The organism is Corynebacterium lipophiloflavum DSM 44291 (assembly GCF_000159635.1).
Lineage (GTDB): Bacteria > Actinomycetota > Actinomycetes > Mycobacteriales > Mycobacteriaceae > Corynebacterium > Corynebacterium lipophiloflavum.
In genome coordinates, this window is the sequence record NZ_GG667192.1 from 460,441 (window position 1) to 478,901 (window position 18,461).

The 18,461-nt window shown below is 65.5% G+C and carries 17 protein-coding genes; 15 read left to right on the plus strand and 2 right to left on the minus strand.

The features are described from left to right. From infB to HMPREF0298_RS05335, 6 genes are all read left to right on the plus strand, one after another. A partial coding sequence (infB, locus tag HMPREF0298_RS05310; RefSeq protein WP_006840092.1) for a translation initiation factor IF-2 occupies positions 1-1,943 on the plus strand: 1,943 nt, incomplete at its 5' end. Positions 1,944-2,086: 143 nt separating this feature from the next. Further along, the gene (gene rbfA / locus HMPREF0298_RS05315) at positions 2,087-2,521 is read left to right on the plus strand and encodes a 30S ribosome-binding factor RbfA (RefSeq protein ID WP_040422543.1); all 435 of its coding nucleotides are present in this window, start codon (positions 2,087-2,089) and stop codon (positions 2,519-2,521) included. Positions 2,522-2,525: 4 nt separating this feature from the next. Then, entirely contained in the window at positions 2,526-3,494 is a 969-nt protein-coding gene (locus tag HMPREF0298_RS05320; protein WP_006840094.1) for a DHH family phosphoesterase, read from the plus strand. After that, the gene (locus tag HMPREF0298_RS05325) at positions 3,491-4,804 is read left to right on the plus strand and encodes an MATE family efflux transporter (protein ID WP_006840095.1); all 1,314 of its coding nucleotides are present in this window, start codon (positions 3,491-3,493) and stop codon (positions 4,802-4,804) included. The genes HMPREF0298_RS05320 and HMPREF0298_RS05325 overlap by 4 nt, the downstream gene beginning before the upstream one ends. A gap of 14 nt (positions 4,805-4,818) precedes the next feature. Then, on the plus strand, positions 4,819-5,637 hold the full coding sequence (locus HMPREF0298_RS05330) for a metallophosphoesterase family protein (RefSeq protein ID WP_006840096.1): 819 nt from the start codon (positions 4,819-4,821) through the stop codon (positions 5,635-5,637). Continuing rightward, positions 5,637-6,293, plus strand: coding sequence for a 4'-phosphopantetheinyl transferase family protein (locus tag HMPREF0298_RS05335; RefSeq protein ID WP_006840097.1), 657 nt, complete (start codon positions 5,637-5,639; stop codon positions 6,291-6,293). The genes HMPREF0298_RS05330 and HMPREF0298_RS05335 overlap by 1 nt, the downstream gene beginning before the upstream one ends. 7 nt (positions 6,294-6,300) lie before the next feature. On the opposite strand, the gene truB is transcribed toward HMPREF0298_RS05335, so the two are convergent. After that, the gene (truB, locus tag HMPREF0298_RS05340; protein ID WP_006840098.1) at positions 6,301-7,203 is read right to left on the minus strand and encodes a tRNA pseudouridine(55) synthase TruB; all 903 of its coding nucleotides are present in this window, start codon (positions 7,201-7,203) and stop codon (positions 6,301-6,303) included. 30 nt (positions 7,204-7,233) lie between these two features. Here truB and HMPREF0298_RS05345 point away from each other — a divergent pair, with 30 nt between their 5' ends. From HMPREF0298_RS05345 to HMPREF0298_RS05360, 4 genes are all read left to right on the plus strand, one after another. After that, entirely contained in the window at positions 7,234-8,226 is a 993-nt protein-coding gene (locus HMPREF0298_RS05345) for a bifunctional riboflavin kinase/FAD synthetase (protein ID WP_006840099.1), read from the plus strand. Positions 8,227-8,233: 7 nt separating this feature from the next. After that, a complete protein-coding gene (locus tag HMPREF0298_RS05350; protein WP_006840100.1) occupies positions 8,234-9,211 on the plus strand; it encodes a nucleoside hydrolase in 978 nt (325 codons plus the stop codon). A 229-nt stretch (positions 9,212-9,440) separates the two neighbouring features. Beyond that, the gene (gene rpsO / locus HMPREF0298_RS05355; protein ID WP_006840101.1) at positions 9,441-9,710 is read left to right on the plus strand and encodes a 30S ribosomal protein S15; all 270 of its coding nucleotides are present in this window, start codon (positions 9,441-9,443) and stop codon (positions 9,708-9,710) included. Between the two features lie 219 nt (positions 9,711-9,929). Continuing rightward, complete coding sequence (locus HMPREF0298_RS05360; RefSeq protein WP_040422544.1) at positions 9,930-12,194, plus strand: polyribonucleotide nucleotidyltransferase; 2,265 nt, start codon at positions 9,930-9,932, stop codon at positions 12,192-12,194. Between the two features lie 86 nt (positions 12,195-12,280). Here HMPREF0298_RS05360 and HMPREF0298_RS05365 read toward each other — a convergent pair whose 3' ends face one another. Continuing rightward, the gene (locus HMPREF0298_RS05365; protein ID WP_006840103.1) at positions 12,281-12,937 is read right to left on the minus strand and encodes an AMIN-like domain-containing (lipo)protein; all 657 of its coding nucleotides are present in this window, start codon (positions 12,935-12,937) and stop codon (positions 12,281-12,283) included. Positions 12,938-13,109: 172 nt separating this feature from the next. On the opposite strand from HMPREF0298_RS05365, the gene dapB reads away from it, so the two are divergent. The 5 genes from dapB to HMPREF0298_RS05390 all read left to right on the plus strand — a co-directional run bounded on the left by dapB (position 13,110) and on the right by HMPREF0298_RS05390 (position 18,419). After that, entirely contained in the window at positions 13,110-13,856 is a 747-nt protein-coding gene (gene dapB, locus HMPREF0298_RS05370) for a 4-hydroxy-tetrahydrodipicolinate reductase (protein WP_006840104.1), read from the plus strand. Positions 13,857-13,860: 4 nt separating this feature from the next. Continuing rightward, positions 13,861-14,613 carry an FAD-dependent thymidylate synthase gene (thyX, locus tag HMPREF0298_RS05375; protein ID WP_006840105.1) on the plus strand — a complete coding sequence of 251 codons (753 nt, stop codon included), beginning with the start codon at positions 13,861-13,863 and terminating at the stop codon, positions 14,611-14,613. Between the two features lie 86 nt (positions 14,614-14,699). Further along, positions 14,700-15,608, plus strand: coding sequence for a 4-hydroxy-tetrahydrodipicolinate synthase (gene dapA, locus HMPREF0298_RS05380; protein ID WP_006840106.1), 909 nt, complete (start codon positions 14,700-14,702; stop codon positions 15,606-15,608). Between the two features lie 2 nt (positions 15,609-15,610). After that, entirely contained in the window at positions 15,611-17,725 is a 2,115-nt protein-coding gene (locus HMPREF0298_RS05385) for a ribonuclease J (RefSeq protein WP_040422546.1), read from the plus strand. Between the two features lie 67 nt (positions 17,726-17,792). After that, on the plus strand, positions 17,793-18,419 hold the full coding sequence (locus HMPREF0298_RS05390) for a TIGR03085 family metal-binding protein (RefSeq protein WP_050758314.1): 627 nt from the start codon (positions 17,793-17,795) through the stop codon (positions 18,417-18,419). The last annotated feature ends 42 nt before the right edge of the window (positions 18,420-18,461 follow it).

The following is an 18,461-nucleotide window of genomic DNA, read 5'->3' on the forward strand; positions in this document are numbered from 1 at the left end:
GCCGCGGCGGTCGTCGCGGCGGCACCGCTGGTGCGTTCGGCCGGCCTGGCGGCGCTCCTGGGCGCGGGCGCAAGTCGAAGCGTCAGAAGCGCAGCGAGTACGAGGAGATGCACGCACCGAACGTCATTGGTGGCGTTCGTCTGCCCGACGGCGGCGGCAAGACCGTCCGCCTGCGCCAGGGTGCATCCCTAGCCGATTTCGCGGAGAAGATCGGAACCGAGGCGTCGAACCTGGTTCAGGCCCTGTTCAACCTCGGCGAGATGGTGACGGCTACCCAGTCCGTGCCGCAGGAAACCCTGCAGCTGCTGGGCGCCGAAATCAACTACGAGGTTGAGGTGGTCTCACCGGAGGACGAGGACCGCGAGCTTCTGGAGTCCTTCGACCTGCAGTTCGGTGAGGACGAGGGCGACGAGGAAGACCTGACGCACCGCCCGCCGGTGGTGTCCGTCATGGGCCACGTCGACCACGGTAAGACCCGCCTGCTGGACACGATCCGCCAAGCCAACGTCGGTTCCGGCGAAGCCGGCGGCATCACCCAGGGCATCGGTGCGTACCAGACCACCGTGACCTTGGAGGACGAGCCGCGCACGATTACATTCCTGGATACCCCGGGCCACGAGGCGTTTACCGCCATGCGTGCCCGCGGTGCCCAGTCGACGGACCTGGCCATTCTGGTCGTCGCCGCCGACGACGGCGTGATGCCGCAGACCGTTGAGGCGATCAACCACGCCAAGGCGGCCGACCTGCCGATCGTGGTTGCCGTGAACAAGATCGATAAGCCTGAGGCACAGCCGGACAAGATCCGCGGCCAGCTCACCGAGTACGGTCTCGTGCCGGAGGAGTACGGCGGCGACACGATGTTCGTCGATGTTTCGGCGCGCAACAACACCGGCATCGACGAGCTGCTCGAGGCTGTCCTGCTTACCGCGGACGCGGCGTTGGATCTTCGCGCCAACGAGGACATGGACGCCCAAGGCTTGGCCATCGAGTCCTACCTGGACCGCGGCCGCGGCCCGGTGTCGACGGTGATCGTGCAGCGCGGTACATTGCGCGTGGGCGACTCCATCGTCGTCGGCGGCAACTTCGGCCGCGTGCGCCGCATGGTTGATGAGTGGGGCAACGACGTCGAGGAGGCCGGCCCGTCTCGTCCTGTGCAGGTTCAGGGTCTCAACGGCGTTCCCGGCCCGGGTGACAACCTGCTCGTGGTCGAGGACGACCGCGTTGCGCGCCAGATCGCCGCGCAGCGTGACGCGCGCAAGCGCTCCGCGATGCAGGCGCGCCGCAAGAAGCGCGTCTCCCTGGAGAACCTGGATGCGGCTCTGAAGGAGACCAGCCAGCTCAACCTCATCCTCAAGGGCGACAACGCCGGTTCGGTGGAAGCCCTGGAGGAGGCGCTGCTCAAGATCGAGATCGACGACGAGGTCGAGGTCAACATCATCGACCGCGGCGTCGGTGCGGTCACGCAGACCAACGTGGTCCTGGCCGCCGCCTCGGATGCTGTGATCGTTGCCTTCAACGTTCGCGCCGAGGGTAAGGCGACCGAGGAGGCCGGCAACGAGGGTGTGGAGATCCGCTACTACTCGGTGATCTACCAGGCCATTGATGATGTCGAGTCCGCTCTCAAGGGCATGCTCAAGCCGGTCTACGAGGAGCGCGAGATCGGCGCGGCGGAGATCCGCCAGATCTTCAAGGCGTCGTCTGTCGGCCTGATCGCCGGCTGCATGGTCACCGAGGGCAAGGTGCGCCGCAACGCGAAGTGCCGCCTGGTGCGCGACGGCAATGTCGTCACCGCGGACGCGACCATCCAGTCGCTGCGCCGCGAGAAGGACGATGTCACCGAGGTGGACAAGGGCTACGAGTGCGGCATGGTCCTGTCCTACCCGGACATCCAGGTCGACGACGTGGTCCAGGTCTTCGAAATGGTTGAGGTTCCGCGCGACTAAGAGCCGCGGGAGGCTTGTCGACGCCTGTGACAACGCGGCGTCGACAAGCGATAGCCCCATCTCCTGCACTAGGGGGTGGGGTTTTCGACATGGTTAGAATGAGCGGGTACGTTATCGGACCCGAGTCAGAAAAAGGAGATGACATGGCTGACAACTCACGCGCGCAGCGGTTGGCGAAGCAGATTCAGACGATCGTCGCGTCCGCCATCGAGCGCGAGGTGAAAGATCCGCGCCTGGAGCTGGTCACGGTCACCGACGCTCGGGTCACAGGCGACCTGCACGACGCGACGGTGTACTACACCGTGCGCGGGCGCAAGATCAGCGACGAGCCGGACTACGATCAGGCGGCCGAGGCGCTGCACCGCGCGCGCGGACAGATCCGCAAGATCGTCGGCGACCAGCTCAACGTGCGTTTCACGCCGACGGTCTCGTTCGAGTTGGATACGGTGCCGGAGGCCTCGGCGCGCATGGAGGAGCTGCTCAACCGCGCTCGCGCCCGTGACGCCGAGCTCGCTCGCCTGCGCGAGGGCGCGAAGCCGGCGGGCGAGGGCAACCCCTACAGAAACGTCGAAGAGTAGGTTCATGGCGCAGATGTTTCCAGGCCTCGAGGCCGAGTTCGCCGCCGCGGCGCGCATGCTTGTCGACGCCCCCTCGGTCGCCGTGGTCACCCACATCAAGCCCGACGCCGACGCGGTGGGCTCGGCCTGCGCCCTGATGGCGGGGCTTCGCCAACTCGGCGTCCGCGCCAACGCCTATATCGGGCAGCGCGCCCCGCACCCGGACAACCTGGCGGCGGTGCCGTTCGTCGACGAGATCAACTACACCTGCGAAGCGCCGACTGAGGATCTCCTTGTCACCGTTGACTGCGCCTCAGCGGATCGCACCGGCGCGTTTTGCTCCGCGATCGAGGCGGATCGGTCGCGGGTGCTGGTGGTCGATCACCATGCGTCGAACCCGATGTTCGGTGTCCGCAACCTCGTGGTGTCCGCGGAATCGACAACGGCGATCGTACGCGAGTTGTTCCACCACATGAACGTGGATCTCGACGCGCGCATCGCGTACTGCCTGTACGCGGGCCTAGTCACGGATACGGGCAATTTCCGCTGGGGGACGCCGCGGATGCACCACCTCGCCGCGGAGCTGATGGATTTCGGGCTCAACACCCGCCAGATCGCGATGGATCTGATGGACGCGCTGACACCCGCGGATATGCGTCACGTCGGCGCGGTGCTGGCCTCGCTCGAGGCCTACGAGGTGCGCGGCAACACTGTGTCGGTGTTCACCATAGACTCCGCGGCGATCGACCTGATGAGCCAGACGGCCGTGGAGTGCATCATCGACTACGCGAGAAGCGTCCAGGGCAGCGACGTCGGGGTGGTGCTCAAGCAGCAGGGCGCGCAGTACTGGAACGTCTCGCTGCGTTCGGTCAGTGTCGACGTCGCGCGCGTCGCCGGGCGCCTCGGCGGGGGAGGCCACCGCCCCGCGGCGGGGTACTCGGCCCACGGCTCGCGGGACCAGGTGATCGCCAGCCTCGTCGACGCGTTGCCATGACCTCTGATGTGACTGTAACCCCGCGGCGGGTTCTGGGCCTTGCGCTTCCCGCGCTCGGCGTGTTGGCCGCGAACCCGCTATACCTCCTGCTCGACACGGCTGTAGTGGGCAGGCTCGGCACGGCGGAGCTCGCCGCGCTGGCCGCCGGCACCGCGGTGCAGTCGACCGTGACGGTGCAACTGACGTTTTTGTCCTACGGCACGACGGCGCGCGCCTCGCGCCTCTACGGCGCCGGTCGTCGCCCCGACGCCGTCACCGAGGGGGTGCAGGCCACCTGGGTCGCTGTCGCTGTCGGCATGGCTCTCGCGGCGCTGATCTGGCTTTTCGCCCAGCCCATCGCGCTGTTTCTGACTAACGACCCCACCACAGCCGCGGCCTCGGCCAGGTGGATGCACGTCGCCGCGGTCGCGATCCCGCTGACGCTGATCATCATGGCGGGCAACGGTTGGCTGCGTGGGGTCCAAAACACTAGGCTGCCTTTCATCCTCACCCTGTCCGGGCTCGTTCCGGGCGCGGTTGCGCTGCCGCTGTTCGTGGAACGCTTCGGACTCGTCGGCTCCGCGTGGGCAAACGTGCTGGGCATCGGCATTACCTCGGCGCTGTTTCTGATCACGCTGATACGCGAGCACACCGCGAACGAAGGGTCGTGGGCGCCGCGCTGGGGTGTGATCCGCAGTCAGCTCGTCATGGGGCGGGACCTGATTTTGCGGTCACTGTCGTTTCAGATCTCCATGCTGGCCGCGGCGGCAGTGGCCGGTCGTTTCGGTGTCGCCGCGTTGGCCGCCCACCAGATCCTGCTGCAGCTGTGGAACTTCCTCACCCTCGTGCTTGATTCGCTGGCCATCGCGGCGCAAACCCTCACGGGCTCGGCGCTGGGCCGCGGCGAGGTGGTGCTGGCGCGCCGCGTCGGTGAACTGGCGACCCGCTACTCCATAGTCTTCGCGGGCGTTCTCGCGCTGGCCTTCGCCCTGTCCGGCCGCGTGATCTGGTCGCTGTTCACCCGCGACGCCGCGGTGGTGTCCCAGCTCGGCGTTGCGTGGTGGATGCTCGTGGCCATGATTGTTGTCGGCGGGGTCGTGTTCGCGCTTGACGGGGCGTTGCTCGGGGCGGGTGACGTAGCGTTTTTGCGCACGCTGACCATTGCTTCCGTGCTCGGTGTCTTTTTCCCGGTGACGCTCGCCGCGGCGGCCTTTGGGTGGGGACTGCCCGGCGTGTGGGCCGGCCTGCTGGCTTCCGTGGTCATCCGCCTTGTCGGCGTGGTTGGTCGATTCCGCTCGATGAAATGGGCCATCGCGGGTGACACCGTGTGATAGAACAAGAAGCCATGGTGACCACCACGACAACCTTGTGGGCGGTATCCGACCTGCACGCGGCAGTCAAAGCCAACGGGCCGCACATTGATCGGATCCAACCGGCCCACCCGTCGGACTGGCTCATTGTCGCCGGCGACGTTGCGGAGCGACTCGATTTGGTGGTGATGATTCTGGACAAGCTCGCCAGCCGGTTCGACACGGTGATCTGGGTGCCAGGCAACCACGAGCTGTACTCGCGTTCTACCGATCGCTACCGCGGCCGGGAGAAATACGCGGCTCTCGTGCACGCGTTGCGCGAGATCGGAGTAATCACCCCCGAGGATGTGTATCCGACGTTCGGCGGGGTGACCATTGCGCCGTTGTTCACCCTCTACGACTATTCCTTCCGCGGACCCGACCTCACCGTGGAGCAGGCGCTGTCCGCCGCGCAGGAAAAGAGCATCGTGTTGACCGACGAGTTCGCCATCGCCCCCTTCGTCGACATCCGTGCCTGGTGCTGGGACCGGCTCGCCTACACCACGCGGCGGCTTTCGCGTATCGACGGCCCCACCATCCTGGTCAACCACTGGCCCTTGGTGCAGGAACCGGTCTCACGGCTGTACTTTCCTGAGATCGCGCTGTGGTGCGGCACCCGGCACACCCGGTCCTGGGCGAAGCGCTACAACGCGCAGGCCGTGATCTACGGACACCTCCACATGCCGGGTGTCACGCGCGTCGACGGCGTGGACCACATCGAGGTCTCCCTCGGCTACCCCAGGGAGTGGCAGGGCGCGCCCGCGCGCAGCGGGGATACCGCCTGGCCGTACCCGGTGATGGAGTTGAAGCAGTGATGAAGGATGTGGAGCTGTTCCCCGCGGCGGCGCGCTACGTGTACCTGCGCACGGACGAGGCCGCCAACCTGACCAATTACCTGGAGCTGCACCCGGAGGAGCAGGGTTTGGTCAGTCAGGCCGTCGACAAGCGAAAAGGCGAATTTGGCGACGCGCGCTGGTGCGCGCACCGCGCGCTGCAGGAGCTGGGGGTACCACCTGGAGAGGCGATCCTGAAAGGCGACAGTGGCATGCCCCTGTGGCCGCAGGGCTACACGGGCTCGCTGACGCACACGGAGGGCCTGCGCGCGGCGGTGGCGGCGCCGCGGACGCACGTGCGGTCGATGGGCCTCGATGTTGAACCGGCCGAGCCGCTGCCGGAGGGCGTGATCGACCAGATCGCGCGCTCGCCGGAGCGCCACCGCTTCGACCAGATGAGGGCGGGCGGAGATCAGTGGGCGGGCAGGCTGCTGTTCTGCGCGAAGGAAGCGACGTACAAGTGCTGGTTCCCAATGACGCGGCGCTGGCTCGGGTTCGAAGACGCCGAGATTGACATCCGCCCCGACGGCACGTTCATCGCCTATATCCTGGTCAGGCCCACCCCGGTTCCGTTTTTCGAGGGGCGCTGGGCGGTGCGCAGCGGGTTCGTCATCGCCTCTGCCTTCGTGGAGGCCTAGGCGCTTGTCACAGCGTCGACGGCCGGGCGACGAACACCGTCGACAGGCGCTTGCCCTGCTCCTTGACCAGGGCGACGGCGCGCCCGTCAGGGCCGACGGCGGCGTGGACGACGCGCACGCCCCGCGGTTCCAACCACTTGCCCATGGCGAGCGCCTCGTACTCCGCGGCAGTGACGTCGATGACGGGCCAGGCGCGGCTCAGCGCCTCGTCCAAGCTCAACGAGAGGGTGGGGGCGGTCTCGAGCTGGGTGAGGCTGCGGGCGTCATCCAGCGTGAACGCGCCGACGGCCTCGCGGCGCAGCGCCGTGAGGTGCCCGCCGACGCCGAGTGCGGCGCCGAGGTCGCGGGCTAGCGAGCGGATGTAAGTGCCCTTCGAGCAGTGGACGCGCACGTCGACGTCGATGACGCTCGCGTGACGACGCACCGCCAACGCGTGGAAACGGAACACGGTGACTTCCCGCGGCGGAATGTCGACCGTTTCGCCCGAGCGCACGAGCTCGTGGGCACGCCGGCCCCCGATCTTGATCGCCGAGACACTCGACGGCACCTGCATGATCTCGCCCGTGAGCTCAGCGATGCCGGCCGCGATGTCGGCGTCGCCGATCTGGGAGGCATCCGCGCACATAACGACGTCGCCGTCGGCGTCATCGGTGGTGGTGGTGGCCCCGAGCCGGATTGTAGCGGCGTAGACCTTGTCCTCGGCGACGAGGTGGGCGAGCAGTTTGGTGCCGCGCTCGATGCCGGCGACGAGCACGCCGGTGGCCATCGGGTCGAGGGTGCCTGCGTGGCCCACCTTGCGGGTGCGGAAAAAGCGGCGCAGGCGGGTGACGACGTCGTGGCTTGTCATCCCGGCGGGTTTGTCCACCACAACGATTCCGGAGCTGGCGAGCGGGTCAGGGGCAAAACTCATACTGAAACAGTATGCCGTAGTGTATCCACCGTGGATATTTTGCGCGGTCTGCGGCAGGTGCCGGAAGCTCTCGGCGCGACGGTTGTCACCATCGGAGTCTTTGACGGGGTCCACCGGGGTCACCAGCTACTCATCAGCGAGGCCGTGGTGCGCGCCCGTGAGCTCGGACTGCCATGTGTGGTGATGACATTCGAGCCGCACCCGGTTGCGATCTTCGCCCCCGAGCGCGCGCCGAAGGCGCTGATCCCGCTGAGCGAGCGCGCCCGACTGATCGAGCAGCTCGGCGTCGACTACCTCGTGGTCATTGACTTCCGCGAGGAGCTTGCCGGCGACAGCCCCGAAATGTACGTCCGCGACGTCCTGGCGGGCGTGCTCGGCGCGAGGACGGTGGTGGTGGGGGAGAACTTCACCTTCGGCAAGGATGCCGCCGGCACCGCCGCCACCATGCGGGAGCTCGGCAAGGCGTACGGCATTGAGGTCGTCACCGTCGAGCTGCTTAACGACGCCGGCGTGCGCGTCTGCTCCACGGCCGTGCGCGAGGAACTGGATCGCGGCGACGTGCGCGTCGCGGCGGATTTCTTGGGTCGGGAGTTCGCGGTCACCGGGGTGATTGAGCGCGGTGCGGGCCGCGGTGGCCGCGAGCTCGGGTACCCGACGGCGAACCAGTACGTCGCCGACATCTCCGCCCTGCCCGCAGACGGCGTCTACGCCGGGTGGCTCACCGTGGTTGACGGCGCCGAGAAAGGCCCCATCGTCGGCGACATGGAACCGGGCGTGCGCTACCCCGCGGCGATTTCGGTGGGCACGAACCCCACGTTCGGCGATGCGCGCCGCAGCGTTGAATCCTTCATCCTCGACCGCGACGCTGACCTCTACGGGCGGCTCGCTCGCGTCGAGTTCGTCGGCAAGGTGCGCGACATGGTCAAGTTCGACTCGGTCGATGAACTGCTGGAAAGCATGGCCCGCGACGTAGAAACGACCCGCCGGATTCTGGCGGCGGACCCGAAAAACCCCGAAAGGTAAGTCTCACATGGCACGTAAAATCATTCTCGACCTCGACACCGGAATCGACGATGCACTCGCCCTGGCCTACGCGCTGGGGTCACCGGAGCTCGAGCTCATCGGCGTGACCGGAACGTACGGCAACGTGCTGGTGGAGACGGGGGTGCGCAATTCCCTGGCCATCCTGGAGTTGTTCGGCCGCGCGGACATCCCCGTGTTCGCCGGACCCGATCACGCGCGCACCCGCGACTCTTTCGAGGTGTTGGAGATCTCCGCCTTCATCCACGGTGCCAACGGCATCGGCGGCGCGGTGCTGCCGGAGCCGGCGGCGAAGGTGCAGGAAAAAAGTGCCGTTGACTTCCTCGTTGAGTCCGTCGAGCGCTACGGGGACGACCTCGTGATTGTGCCGACGGGTCCGTCGACCACCATTGCGGCGGCGATTGAGGCGTCGGAAAGTTTCGCCAAGCGCGCGCACATCGTCATGATGGGCGGGGCACTGACTGTGCCGGGCAACGTCTCGCCGTGGGCCGAGGCGAACGTGAACCAGGACCCGGAGGCGACGGACCTTCTGTTCCGCCGCGCCAACGACGTGACCATGATCGGCCTCGACGTCACCCTGCAGACGCTGCTGACGTACGCGGAGACGAAGAAGTGGCGCGAGCTGGGCACCCGCGGAGGCGATTTCCTCGCCGAGGCGACGGACTACTACATCAAGGCCTACGACACCACCGCCCCCCACCTGGGCGGGTGCGGGCTGCACGACCCGCTGGCGGTCGGCGTTGCCGTCGACCCCTCGCTGGTTCAGCTCATCGACATCAACATGAAAACCGACACGGAGGGCCCGACGCGGGGGCGCACCATCGGAGACGAAACCCGCCTCAATGACCCGGTGAAGACGGCCCACGTCGCCGTCGCGGTCGACACCGACCGCTTCCTCGAGCAGTTCCTGTCGCGGCTGACCACACTCGCACAGGCAACCGAGCCGAGCGAGAGCCACGGGAGCTAAGAGAGCGCCGGGAGCCAAGATCGCTCAGCCCGCGATTTGGGGTCGTCATGGGGGCTCAGATAGACTCACCAACGCTTTAGGCACGGTGGGCGACACGGTGGGCGACACGGTGAGCGACTGCGGTCCGCGGCAGTCATGTGCACCTTGAACACTCGTCTTGAAGCGCTCGATTGCGTATCGAGCTTGTGCGGACTGAAACAACCACGTATCTACTCAAAGGAGTAACCCCATGGCATTGACTGCCGAGAAGAAGATCGAAATTCTCAAGAACTACGGCCTGCACGAGACCGACACCGGCTCGCCCGAGGCCCAGGTTGCGCTGCTGACCGAGCGCATCAACTCGCTCACCGAGCACCTGAAGTTCCACAAGCACGACCACCACTCCCGCCGCGGCCTGCTTCTGCTCGTCGGCCGCCGCCGTGGCCTGCTGAAGTACCTGCGCGAGAACAACGTCGAGCGCTACCGTGAGCTCATCGCTCGCCTCGGCCTGCGCCGCTAGAGCCCACCGGCTTCTACAACCTTTAACAGAAGAGAATCGCCCTTCCCGCAGCACGCCCGCGGGAAGGGCGATTTTTTCATCCCGCGGGTGTGGTGCGGGCGAGCGTTTTGCAAAAGTGGTGCATGACGCGTCACCTGGTAGAATAGGGCACCGTTGCATAAAAATCAGCAGGACGGCGGCACCGACGATCGCCGTAAGACACCCACGGAAAGGGATCTTTTGAGCACGCACACCCCTAAAAACACCTTCGACATCCACGTGGACGAGGATTTCGGCATCACCGAGGCAGTCGCCGTACTGGACAACGGCGACTTCGGCTCGCGCACCATCCGCTTCGAAACGGGGCAGCTCGCCCGGCAGGCGGGCGGGTCTGTGACGACCTACCTCGACGAGGACACGATGCTGCTGGCCACGACCACCGCATCGAAGAACCCGCGCGACAACATCGACTTCTTCCCCCTGACCGTCGACGTCGAGGAGCGCATGTACGCCGCGGGTAAGATCCCGGGCTCGTTCTTCCGCCGCGAGGGTCGCCCCTCCACGGAGGCGATCCTCGCGTGCCGCCTGATCGACCGCCCGCTGCGCCCGACCTTTGTCAAGGGGTTGCGCAACGAGGTCCAGGTTGTCATCACCGTGCTCAGCATGAACCCCGATGAGTATTACGACGTCGTTGCCATCAACGGCGCGTCCGCTGCTACCCAGCTTTCCGGGCTGCCGGTCTCCGGCGCTGTCGGCGCTGTGCGCATGGCGCTGCTCACCGATGACCAGCACCCCGAGGGACAGTGGGTGGCGTTTCCCAACCACGAGCAGCACGACCACTGCGTGTTCGAGATGGTCGTCGCCGGCCGTGTCGTTGATGGCGATGTCGCGATCATGATGGTTGAGGCTGGCGCCGGGGCGAGCGTCGTCAAGCTTGTGGCTGACGGTGCTCCCGCGCCGACCGAAGAAACGGTCGCCGAGGGTCTGGACGCGGCCAAGCCGTTCATCAAGACGCTGTGTGAGACCCAGGCCGCGCTGGCAGAGGAGACGGCGAAGGAGACCCAGGAGTTCGAGCTGTTTCCCGCCTACTCCGACAAGGTGTACTCCGCGGTGGAGAAGAGGGCTGCGAAAAAGCTCGCCACCCTTTTGACCATCCAGGGCAAGAAGGACCGCGATGACGCCACCAACGCCTACATGGAGGAGATCGAGGAGACGCTGCTGGACAAGTTCGACTTCGACGATGACGACGAGGACGAGTACACGCAGGCGAGCAAGGAAATCCGTGCCGCGTACAACGCGCTGATGAAGTCGATCGTGCGCGAGAAGATCCTCACCGAGGGCTTCCGTATCGACGGCCGCGGGGTCAGCGACATTCGCGACCTCGAGGTCGAGGTGGAACTCATCCCGCGTGCCCACGGCTCCGCTCTGTTCGAGCGCGGCGAGACCCAGATTCTCGGCGTGACCACCCTCGACATGCTCAAGATGGAGCAGACGCTGGATTCCCTGCAGCCGGAGACCGCGAAGCGCTACATCCACCACTACAACTTCCCCCCGTACTCCACCGGGGAGACGGGCCGCGTTGGCTCGCCGAAGCGCCGCGAGATCGGCCACGGGGCGTTGGCCGAGCGCGCGCTCATTCCGGTGATCCCTCCGCGCGAGGAGTTTCCCTACACCATCCGCCAGGTCTCCGAGGCTCTCGGCTCCAACGGCTCGACGTCGATGGGCTCCGTGTGTGCCTCCACGTTGTCGCTGTACAACGCGGGCGTTCCGCTGGCTGCCCCGGTTGCCGGCATCGCGATGGGTCTCGTTTCCGGCGAGGTCGACGGCGCCACCAAGTATGTCGCGCTGACCGACATCCTCGGCGCGGAGGACGCGTTCGGCGACATGGACTTCAAGGTCTCCGGTACTCCCGACTTCATCACCGCGCTGCAGCTCGACACCAAGCTCGACGGCATCCCCTCGGAGGTGCTGGTCTCCGCGCTGGAGCAGGCCCGCGACGCGCGCGAGGCGATTCTCGACACCATGGCGGAAGTCATTGACGGCCCCGACGAGATGAACCCGCTGGCGCCGAAGATTACGGCGATTAACGTTCCCGTGTCGAAGATCGGCGAGGTCATCGGCCCCAAGGGCAAGATGATCAACTCGATCACGGAGGAAACCGGCGCGGAGATCTCGATCGAGGACGACGGCACGATCTACGTCTCCGCGGCGACCGGTGAGTCGGCCGACGCGGCGATTGACAAGATCAACGGCATCGCCAACCCGCAGATGCCCAAGGTGGGAGAGCGCTACCTGGGCACCGTGGTGAAAACGGTGGCGTTCGGCGCGTTCGTGTCCATTCTGCCGGGCACCGACGGACTCGTGCACATTTCCAAGCTCGGCGGCTCGCAGCGCATCGACAAGGTCGAGGACGTGGTCAACGTCGGCGAGAAGATCGAGGTGGAGATCGCCGACATCGACAACCGTGGCAAGATCTCGCTGGTCCCCGTCGGCGAGGACGACTAGCACGCTTGACGACGCCCCACCCCCGGCGCGTCGTTTTCACTAACTGTTCCGCCCCGGCCTGCACACCAAGGCCGGGGCGGATGTGTTTACTGCTGGAAGTCGACGACCACGCGTGCCGGGTTCTCCAGAACGTGAAGGTTGAAGGGGCGCTGCTTGTCTAGGCCCACGATGTACTGGGTGTCGGCCTCGAAAACCCCGCCGTGGGTCACGCCCTGGATGTTGCCACTGGCTAGATCCATCGGCCCGGTCTGGACCAGGGCGTCGTCGGGGCTCAGCATCCCCATCGGGGTTCCCTGGATCATCACCTCGAAAAACGCCTGGCCGTTGACGTCGACGGGCAAGCCGGAGGCCTGCTGCAGGGGTTCGGGCGTGTAACCCGCGACGTAGCCGGGCGTGCCGGTGCCGGAGAACTCGAAGACGACGCGGTCGAAACCGTCGTGGGAGCCGACGCGGACGTCAGAGATGACCAGCTCGGTGCCGGGCGCAGGGTACGCCTGGACGCGGTCGGTGCCGAACGGGCCTACCGGAGTGGCTTCTTCCACCGCCGACAGGGCTTGGGCGGTGGGGATCACCGTGGTTGTGGCGGTTGTGGGGGCTGCCGACGTCAATGTGGTCGTGGCGGTCGTGGCCGTGGTGCTCGGGGCCTGATCGGCGGCGTTGTTCTCAGGCGCACCGGCACAGGAACCGAGCGTTAAAGCTGTTACGACAGTGACAGGAACGACGTAGCGAGACTTGAGATTCATAACTCAAACATAACCTGTTCACAGGTGCGGATGAGACATCCGGGATAAATAGTGAACGAATCGTGACCTTGAGCGCCTGATTAAGACCCTGATGGGGACCACCTCTCACCGAGCTATTCGCGGTGGGGATAAAGTGGCACCCAAAGCACCACACAGTTAAAAGGAGTCGGACATGTCCATCAGAGTTGGAGTTCTCGGGGCAAACGGGCGCGTTGGTTCGGCGGTCGTCGCCGGGGTTAGGGCGACTGAGGACCTTGAGCTCGTGGCGGAGATCGATCAGGACGACAGCCTCTCTCTGCTGACGGAGAACGGCGCGGAGGTCATCGTTGACTTCACCACCCCGTCCGCGGTCATGGGCAACCTGGAGTTCTGCATCAAGCACGGCATCCACTGCGTGGTGGGCACAACCGGTTTCGACGATGAGCGCTACGATCAGGTGCGCCAGTGGCTGGAAGCGAATGAAAACGTCGGCGTTCTCATCGCCCCCAACTTCGCCATCTCCGCGGTGTTGACCATGGCTTTCGCCCGCCAGGCGGCGCCTTTCTTCGAGTCCGCCGAGGTGGTGGAGTACCACCACCCGCACAAGCTGGACGCCCCCTCCGGCACCGCGATCAAGACGGCCCAGGGCATTGCGCAGGCTCGTCGAGAAGCAGACATGGCGCCCGTCCCGGATGCCACCGAGCAGAGCCTCGACGGTGCGCGCGGCGCCGATGTCGACGGCGTCAAGGTTCACGCCGTGCGCATGACCGGAATGGTCGCGCATGAGGAGGTCATCTTCGGCACCCAGGACCAGTCGCTGACCATCCGGCAAGACTCTTACGGCCGCGACTCGTTCGTCCCGGGCGTGCTCACGGGCGTGCGACAGGTCGCCGAGCACCCGGGGCTGACCGTGGGGCTGGACAAGTACCTGGGGCTGTAGGCGCATGGCGTTGGAAAAGGAGCTGGATGTCCAGCTCATCGCCGCGAGCCGCTTCGCCGTGCCCGACGGGGTGGACTGGGTTCCCGATGACGGGGTCAGCGACGCGGAAGCGATCGTGGAGTTCGCCGGCCGCGCCTGCTACGAAACCTTCGACCGGCCCAACCCCCACACGGCGACAAACAGCGCGTACCTGCACCACATCATCGACGTCGGCCACGACGCGCTCCTCGAACACGCAACCGCGACAATCTACATCCGGGGGCTATCCCGCGCGGCGGGCAACGAGCTTCTGCGCCACCGTAACTTCTCCTTTTCGCAGCTCAGCCAGCGGTTCGTGCACGAGGACGAAAGTGAAGTAGTCGTGCCCTCCCTGATCGCGCAGGACGAGGAGCTGCACCGGATGTTCGTCCGCGCGGCCGACGAGACGCGTTTTATCTACGACGAGCTTTTGAAAACACTCGAGGAAAACTTGGCGGGTGAGCCGAACTCGCTGCTGCGGCGTAAGAAGGCGCGCCAGGCCGCCCGCGCGATCTTGCCGAACGCGACGGAGACCCGCTTCGTGGTCACCGGAAACTACCGTGCGTGGCGCCAATTCATCGCGGCTCGCGCCTCCGAGCATGCCGACGGGGAGATCAGGATGCTCGCCGTAACCTGCCTTGAAATTCTGCGTGAACACGCGCCCACGCTTTTCGACGATTTCATGATCAGCGAACTGACCGATGGGACGAAAATGGCCACGAGCCCGTACGTTTCCTAATCATCGGCGCGCCGGTAATGCTGGCGCGCGCGATTGGCGCGTGCTGTTAACACAGTGCGCGGGCCCAGCGGGTACCCTGTATTGCCATGGGCATTACGAACAAAGCTAATACCGGTGCGGACATTTTCGGCACCGTCAGCGTCGCCATGGTCACGCCGTTTGATTCCAGCGGCGAACTCGACTTGGACGCGGGACGAAAGTTGGCTGCCCACCTCGTAGACAATGGAATCGATTCACTAGTTCTCGCAGGAACGACCGGGGAGTCGCCGACGACGACCCCGGAGGAGAAGATCGCGCTGCTCAAGGCGGTGAAGGAGGAGGTCGGCGATCGCGCCAGGCTGATCGCCGGAGCGGGTTCGTACAACACCCGCAAGTCCATTCAGCTGGCTACGCTCTCGGCGCAGGCCGGTGCGGATGCGCTGCTGGTGGTCACGCCGTACTACTCCAAGCCGTCCCAGGCGGGGCTGATAGCGCACTTCACGGCTGTCGCAGAGGCGACCGATCTGCCGATCTGCCTCTACGACATTCCCGGCCGCTCCGGCATCCCCATCGAGGGGGAGACGATCCGCGAGTTGGCGAAGCTGCCGACGATCCAGGGCCTCAAGGACGCGAAGGGCGATTTCTTCCAGGCGGCCCCGTTAATTCAGGAAACCGGCCTAGCCTGGTATTCTGGCGACGATCCGCTCAACGTGCCCTGGCTGTCAGTTGGAGCCACCGGCGTTATTTCGGTGGTGGGACACGCCGCTCCGCAGTTGTTGCGCGAACTCATTACAAGCTTCGAGGAAGGCGACCTCGCCCGCACGCGGGAAATCAACGCCAATACCATCGACGTGCTGGCTCGCCAGCAGGCAATTCTCGGTGGTGTGACATTTGCAAAGGCAGCCCTGCAGCTTCAGGGCATTAACGTCGGGGAACCCCGTCTGCCCGTGGTCGCAGCGACCGAGGCGCAGATGGAGGCTCTCCGCGAAGACATGGAAAAGGCTGGAGTCCTCTAAGTATGAACGAACCCCGCAATCGAGCCCGCAAGGTGACCCGCAAGGCTGGGCCCCCGGAGCCGGCCGATCAGCAGCCTGTATTCCAGGCGCCGGAACAGACACCTGCAGGCCCGGAATCATCCGACAGGCAGGACGCGCAGGATAACCGCGACCGCTCGAAGGATTCCGCTAACGGCAACAACAACGGCAACAACCGCGGAGGCAACGGAAACAACAGCCGCGGTGACAACGGCAACAACGGTAACAACGGCGGCGGCCGCAACCGGCGCCGTGGCCGTGGCCGTGGCTCCAATGGCGGCAACAACCGCGGTGGAAACGGCGGTAATGACGGTGGCAACAACCGCCGCAACCCGGTGAAGGGAATGCAGGGCGCGGATTTGACCAAGCGCCTTCCCTCCCCGCCGCAGGCACCGAACAACGGTCTGCGCATCTACGCTCTCGGCGGCATCTCCGAGATCGGGCGCAACATGACCGTGTTCGAGTACAACGGCCGCCTGCTCGTCGTCGACTGCGGCGTGCTGTTCCCGAACTCGGGAGAGCCAGGCGTCGATTTGGTCCTGCCGGACTTCGGTCCGATCGAGAACAAGCTGGACAAGATCGAGGCTCTGATTGTCACCCACGGCCACGAGGACCACATCGGTGCGATCCCGTGGCTGCTCAAGCTGCGGGCCGATGTTCCGATCTACTCTTCGCGCTTCACCAACGCGCTTATCGCGGCGAAGACGAAGGAACACCGCCAGCGTCCGAAGCTCAACGACGTGACCAAGGACTCCGAGCTCAACCTCGGCCCGTTCCGTATCCGCTTCTGGCACGTCGGCCACTCCATTCCGGAGTGTCTGGGCGTGTCCATCAAGACGGGTGCGGGCCACGTGGTGATGACGGGCGACATCAAGCTCGATCAGACCCCCTACGACGGTCAGCCCACGGATCTTCCCGCGCTGTCGCGCTTCGGCGACGAGGGCATCGACCTGTTCATGTGCGATTCCACCAACGCGACGGTGCCGGGAATTTCCTCCTCGGAAAAGGGCATCGAGGAAAACCTCACCCGCCTGGTCCAGGGTGCGAAGCAGCGCGTGATCATTTCCTCGTTCGCCTCCAACGTGGCGCGAGTGCAGATGGCGGTCAACGCCGCGGTTGCCAACGGCCGCAAGGTGGCTTTCAACGGCCGCTCGATGATCCGCAACATGGAGATCGCGGAGAAGATGAGCCTGCTGCGCGCCCCGCGTGGCACGATCATCCCGATCGAGGAGGCCGCAAAGATGGCTCCGCATAAGGTCGTGCTGATCACCACCGGTACCCAGGGCGAGCCCATGGCGGCGTTATCGCGTATGTCGCGGCGCGAGCACCGCCAGATCACCGTGCGCGACGGCGACCTGATCATCCTGTCGTCCTCGCTCATTCCGGGCAACGAGGAAGCCGTCTTTGCGGTGATCAACAACCTCGCGCAGATCGGCGCGACGGTGATCACCAACGACGACGCGCACGTCCACGCCTCGGGCCACGGCTACGCGGGCGAGCTTTTGTTCCTGTACAATGCGGCGCGCCCGAAGGGTGCGATGCCGGTGCACGGCGAGTGGCGCCACATGCGCGCGAACAAGGAGCTGGCGATTTCTACCGGCGTGAAGCCGGAGAACACGGCCCTTGCACAGAACGGTGTCGTGGTGGACATGGTCGGCGGCAAGATTAACGTCGTGGGCCAGTACCAGGTCGGTCAGCTCTACGTCGACGGCGAGACCATGGGCGATGTGGACCCGGACGTGTTGGCCGATCGCACCAGCCTCGCCTCCGGCGGCGTCGTCTCGATCACCTGCGTCATCGACGATCGCACGGGCCGTCTCTTGGAGACGCCTCGCGTGTCGACGACCGGCTTCTCCGACGATGACCGCGACTTCAACAAGAAGGTCGCCGAGGGCGTCGAAACGGTCATGAACGACCTGGCTGCGCAGGGTGAGAATGACCCGTACCGCATGGTGCAGCAGCTGCGTCGTCACGTGTCGAAGGCGATCGAGCAGAAGTACAAGCGCGAGCCTGTCATCTTGCCGACGGTCGTGCCGATGGCGGCCGACAACGTTCCCTTCGACGACGCCGATGTGGATGCTGCCCGCGAGTCACTCTAAGGCGTTACCTTAGTGGCCCGACGCCGGCCCGAATCGCCATGTAGGTCCCAGCGCTATGCTGGGGCCTATGTCATTTGCGAAGCAAGAGCGCGAGCGTCTCGCGCAACTTTTCCTCGACCTCGGCCCCGATGCTCCCACGCTGTGTGAGGGGTGGAACACCCGCGATCTAGCCATTCACCTCTACATCCGCGAGAACAAGCTGCACAAGGCCGGTGGCAACTTCATCGGCGCGCTGAAGCCCGTGCTCGACAAGGAGACGAAGGTGCAAGAACGGCGCCCGTACGAAGACATCGTGCGTGATTGGGCGGCGGGCCCGCCCAAGTTGCTCGCACCGGTCGACGGGTTGATGAATACCTCGGAGAATTTCGTCCACCACGAAGACGTTCGCCGCGGCGACGGGGTCGCACGGCCGCGCGACTTCAGCACTGAGGTCGACCGCACGCTGATGGGATTGGCGCAGCGTTTTGCGAAGCTCATGATGCGCTCGTCCGACACGCCGGTTATTTTGACGCCTCCGTCGCTGCCATCGGTCACCGTCGGCGGAAGCCGCAAGGTCGCCGAGCGCGGCGACGATGTGATTCGCGTCAAGGGCGAGCCGGGCGAACTGCTGCTGTGGATCATGGGGCGCGACGTGGTCGAAATTGACTTCGAGGGCGATGAGGACAAGATCGCTGCGCTGAAAGTAAAGTTCTAGGACTTTACCAACGCGTAACTACAAATCTCCGCCGTAACCGGT

What these genes read in the sequence shown, in the direction of transcription:
- rbfA (WP_040422543.1), top strand. Translation starts at nt 2,087, where the DNA reads ATGGCTGACAACTCACGCGCGCAGCGGTTGGCGAAGCAGATTCAGACG.
- HMPREF0298_RS05320 (WP_006840094.1), top strand. Translation starts at nt 2,526, where the DNA reads ATGGCGCAGATGTTTCCAGGCCTCGAGGCCGAGTTCGCCGCCGCGGCG.
- HMPREF0298_RS05325 (WP_006840095.1), top strand. Translation starts at nt 3,491, where the DNA reads ATGACCTCTGATGTGACTGTAACCCCGCGGCGGGTTCTGGGCCTTGCG.
- HMPREF0298_RS05330 (WP_006840096.1), top strand. Translation starts at nt 4,819, where the DNA reads ATGGTGACCACCACGACAACCTTGTGGGCGGTATCCGACCTGCACGCG.
- HMPREF0298_RS05335 (WP_006840097.1), top strand. Translation starts at nt 5,637, where the DNA reads ATGAAGGATGTGGAGCTGTTCCCCGCGGCGGCGCGCTACGTGTACCTG.
- truB (WP_006840098.1), bottom strand. Translation starts at nt 7,203, where the DNA reads ATGAGTTTTGCCCCTGACCCGCTCGCCAGCTCCGGAATCGTTGTGGTG.
- HMPREF0298_RS05350 (WP_006840100.1), top strand. Translation starts at nt 8,234, where the DNA reads ATGGCACGTAAAATCATTCTCGACCTCGACACCGGAATCGACGATGCA.
- rpsO (WP_006840101.1), top strand. Translation starts at nt 9,441, where the DNA reads ATGGCATTGACTGCCGAGAAGAAGATCGAAATTCTCAAGAACTACGGC.
- HMPREF0298_RS05365 (WP_006840103.1), bottom strand. Translation starts at nt 12,937, where the DNA reads ATGAATCTCAAGTCTCGCTACGTCGTTCCTGTCACTGTCGTAACAGCT.
- dapB (WP_006840104.1), top strand. Translation starts at nt 13,110, where the DNA reads ATGTCCATCAGAGTTGGAGTTCTCGGGGCAAACGGGCGCGTTGGTTCG.
- thyX (WP_006840105.1), top strand. Translation starts at nt 13,861, where the DNA reads ATGGCGTTGGAAAAGGAGCTGGATGTCCAGCTCATCGCCGCGAGCCGC.
- dapA (WP_006840106.1), top strand. Translation starts at nt 14,700, where the DNA reads ATGGGCATTACGAACAAAGCTAATACCGGTGCGGACATTTTCGGCACC.
- HMPREF0298_RS05385 (WP_040422546.1), top strand. Translation starts at nt 15,611, where the DNA reads ATGAACGAACCCCGCAATCGAGCCCGCAAGGTGACCCGCAAGGCTGGG.
- HMPREF0298_RS05390 (WP_050758314.1), top strand. Translation starts at nt 17,793, where the DNA reads ATGTCATTTGCGAAGCAAGAGCGCGAGCGTCTCGCGCAACTTTTCCTC.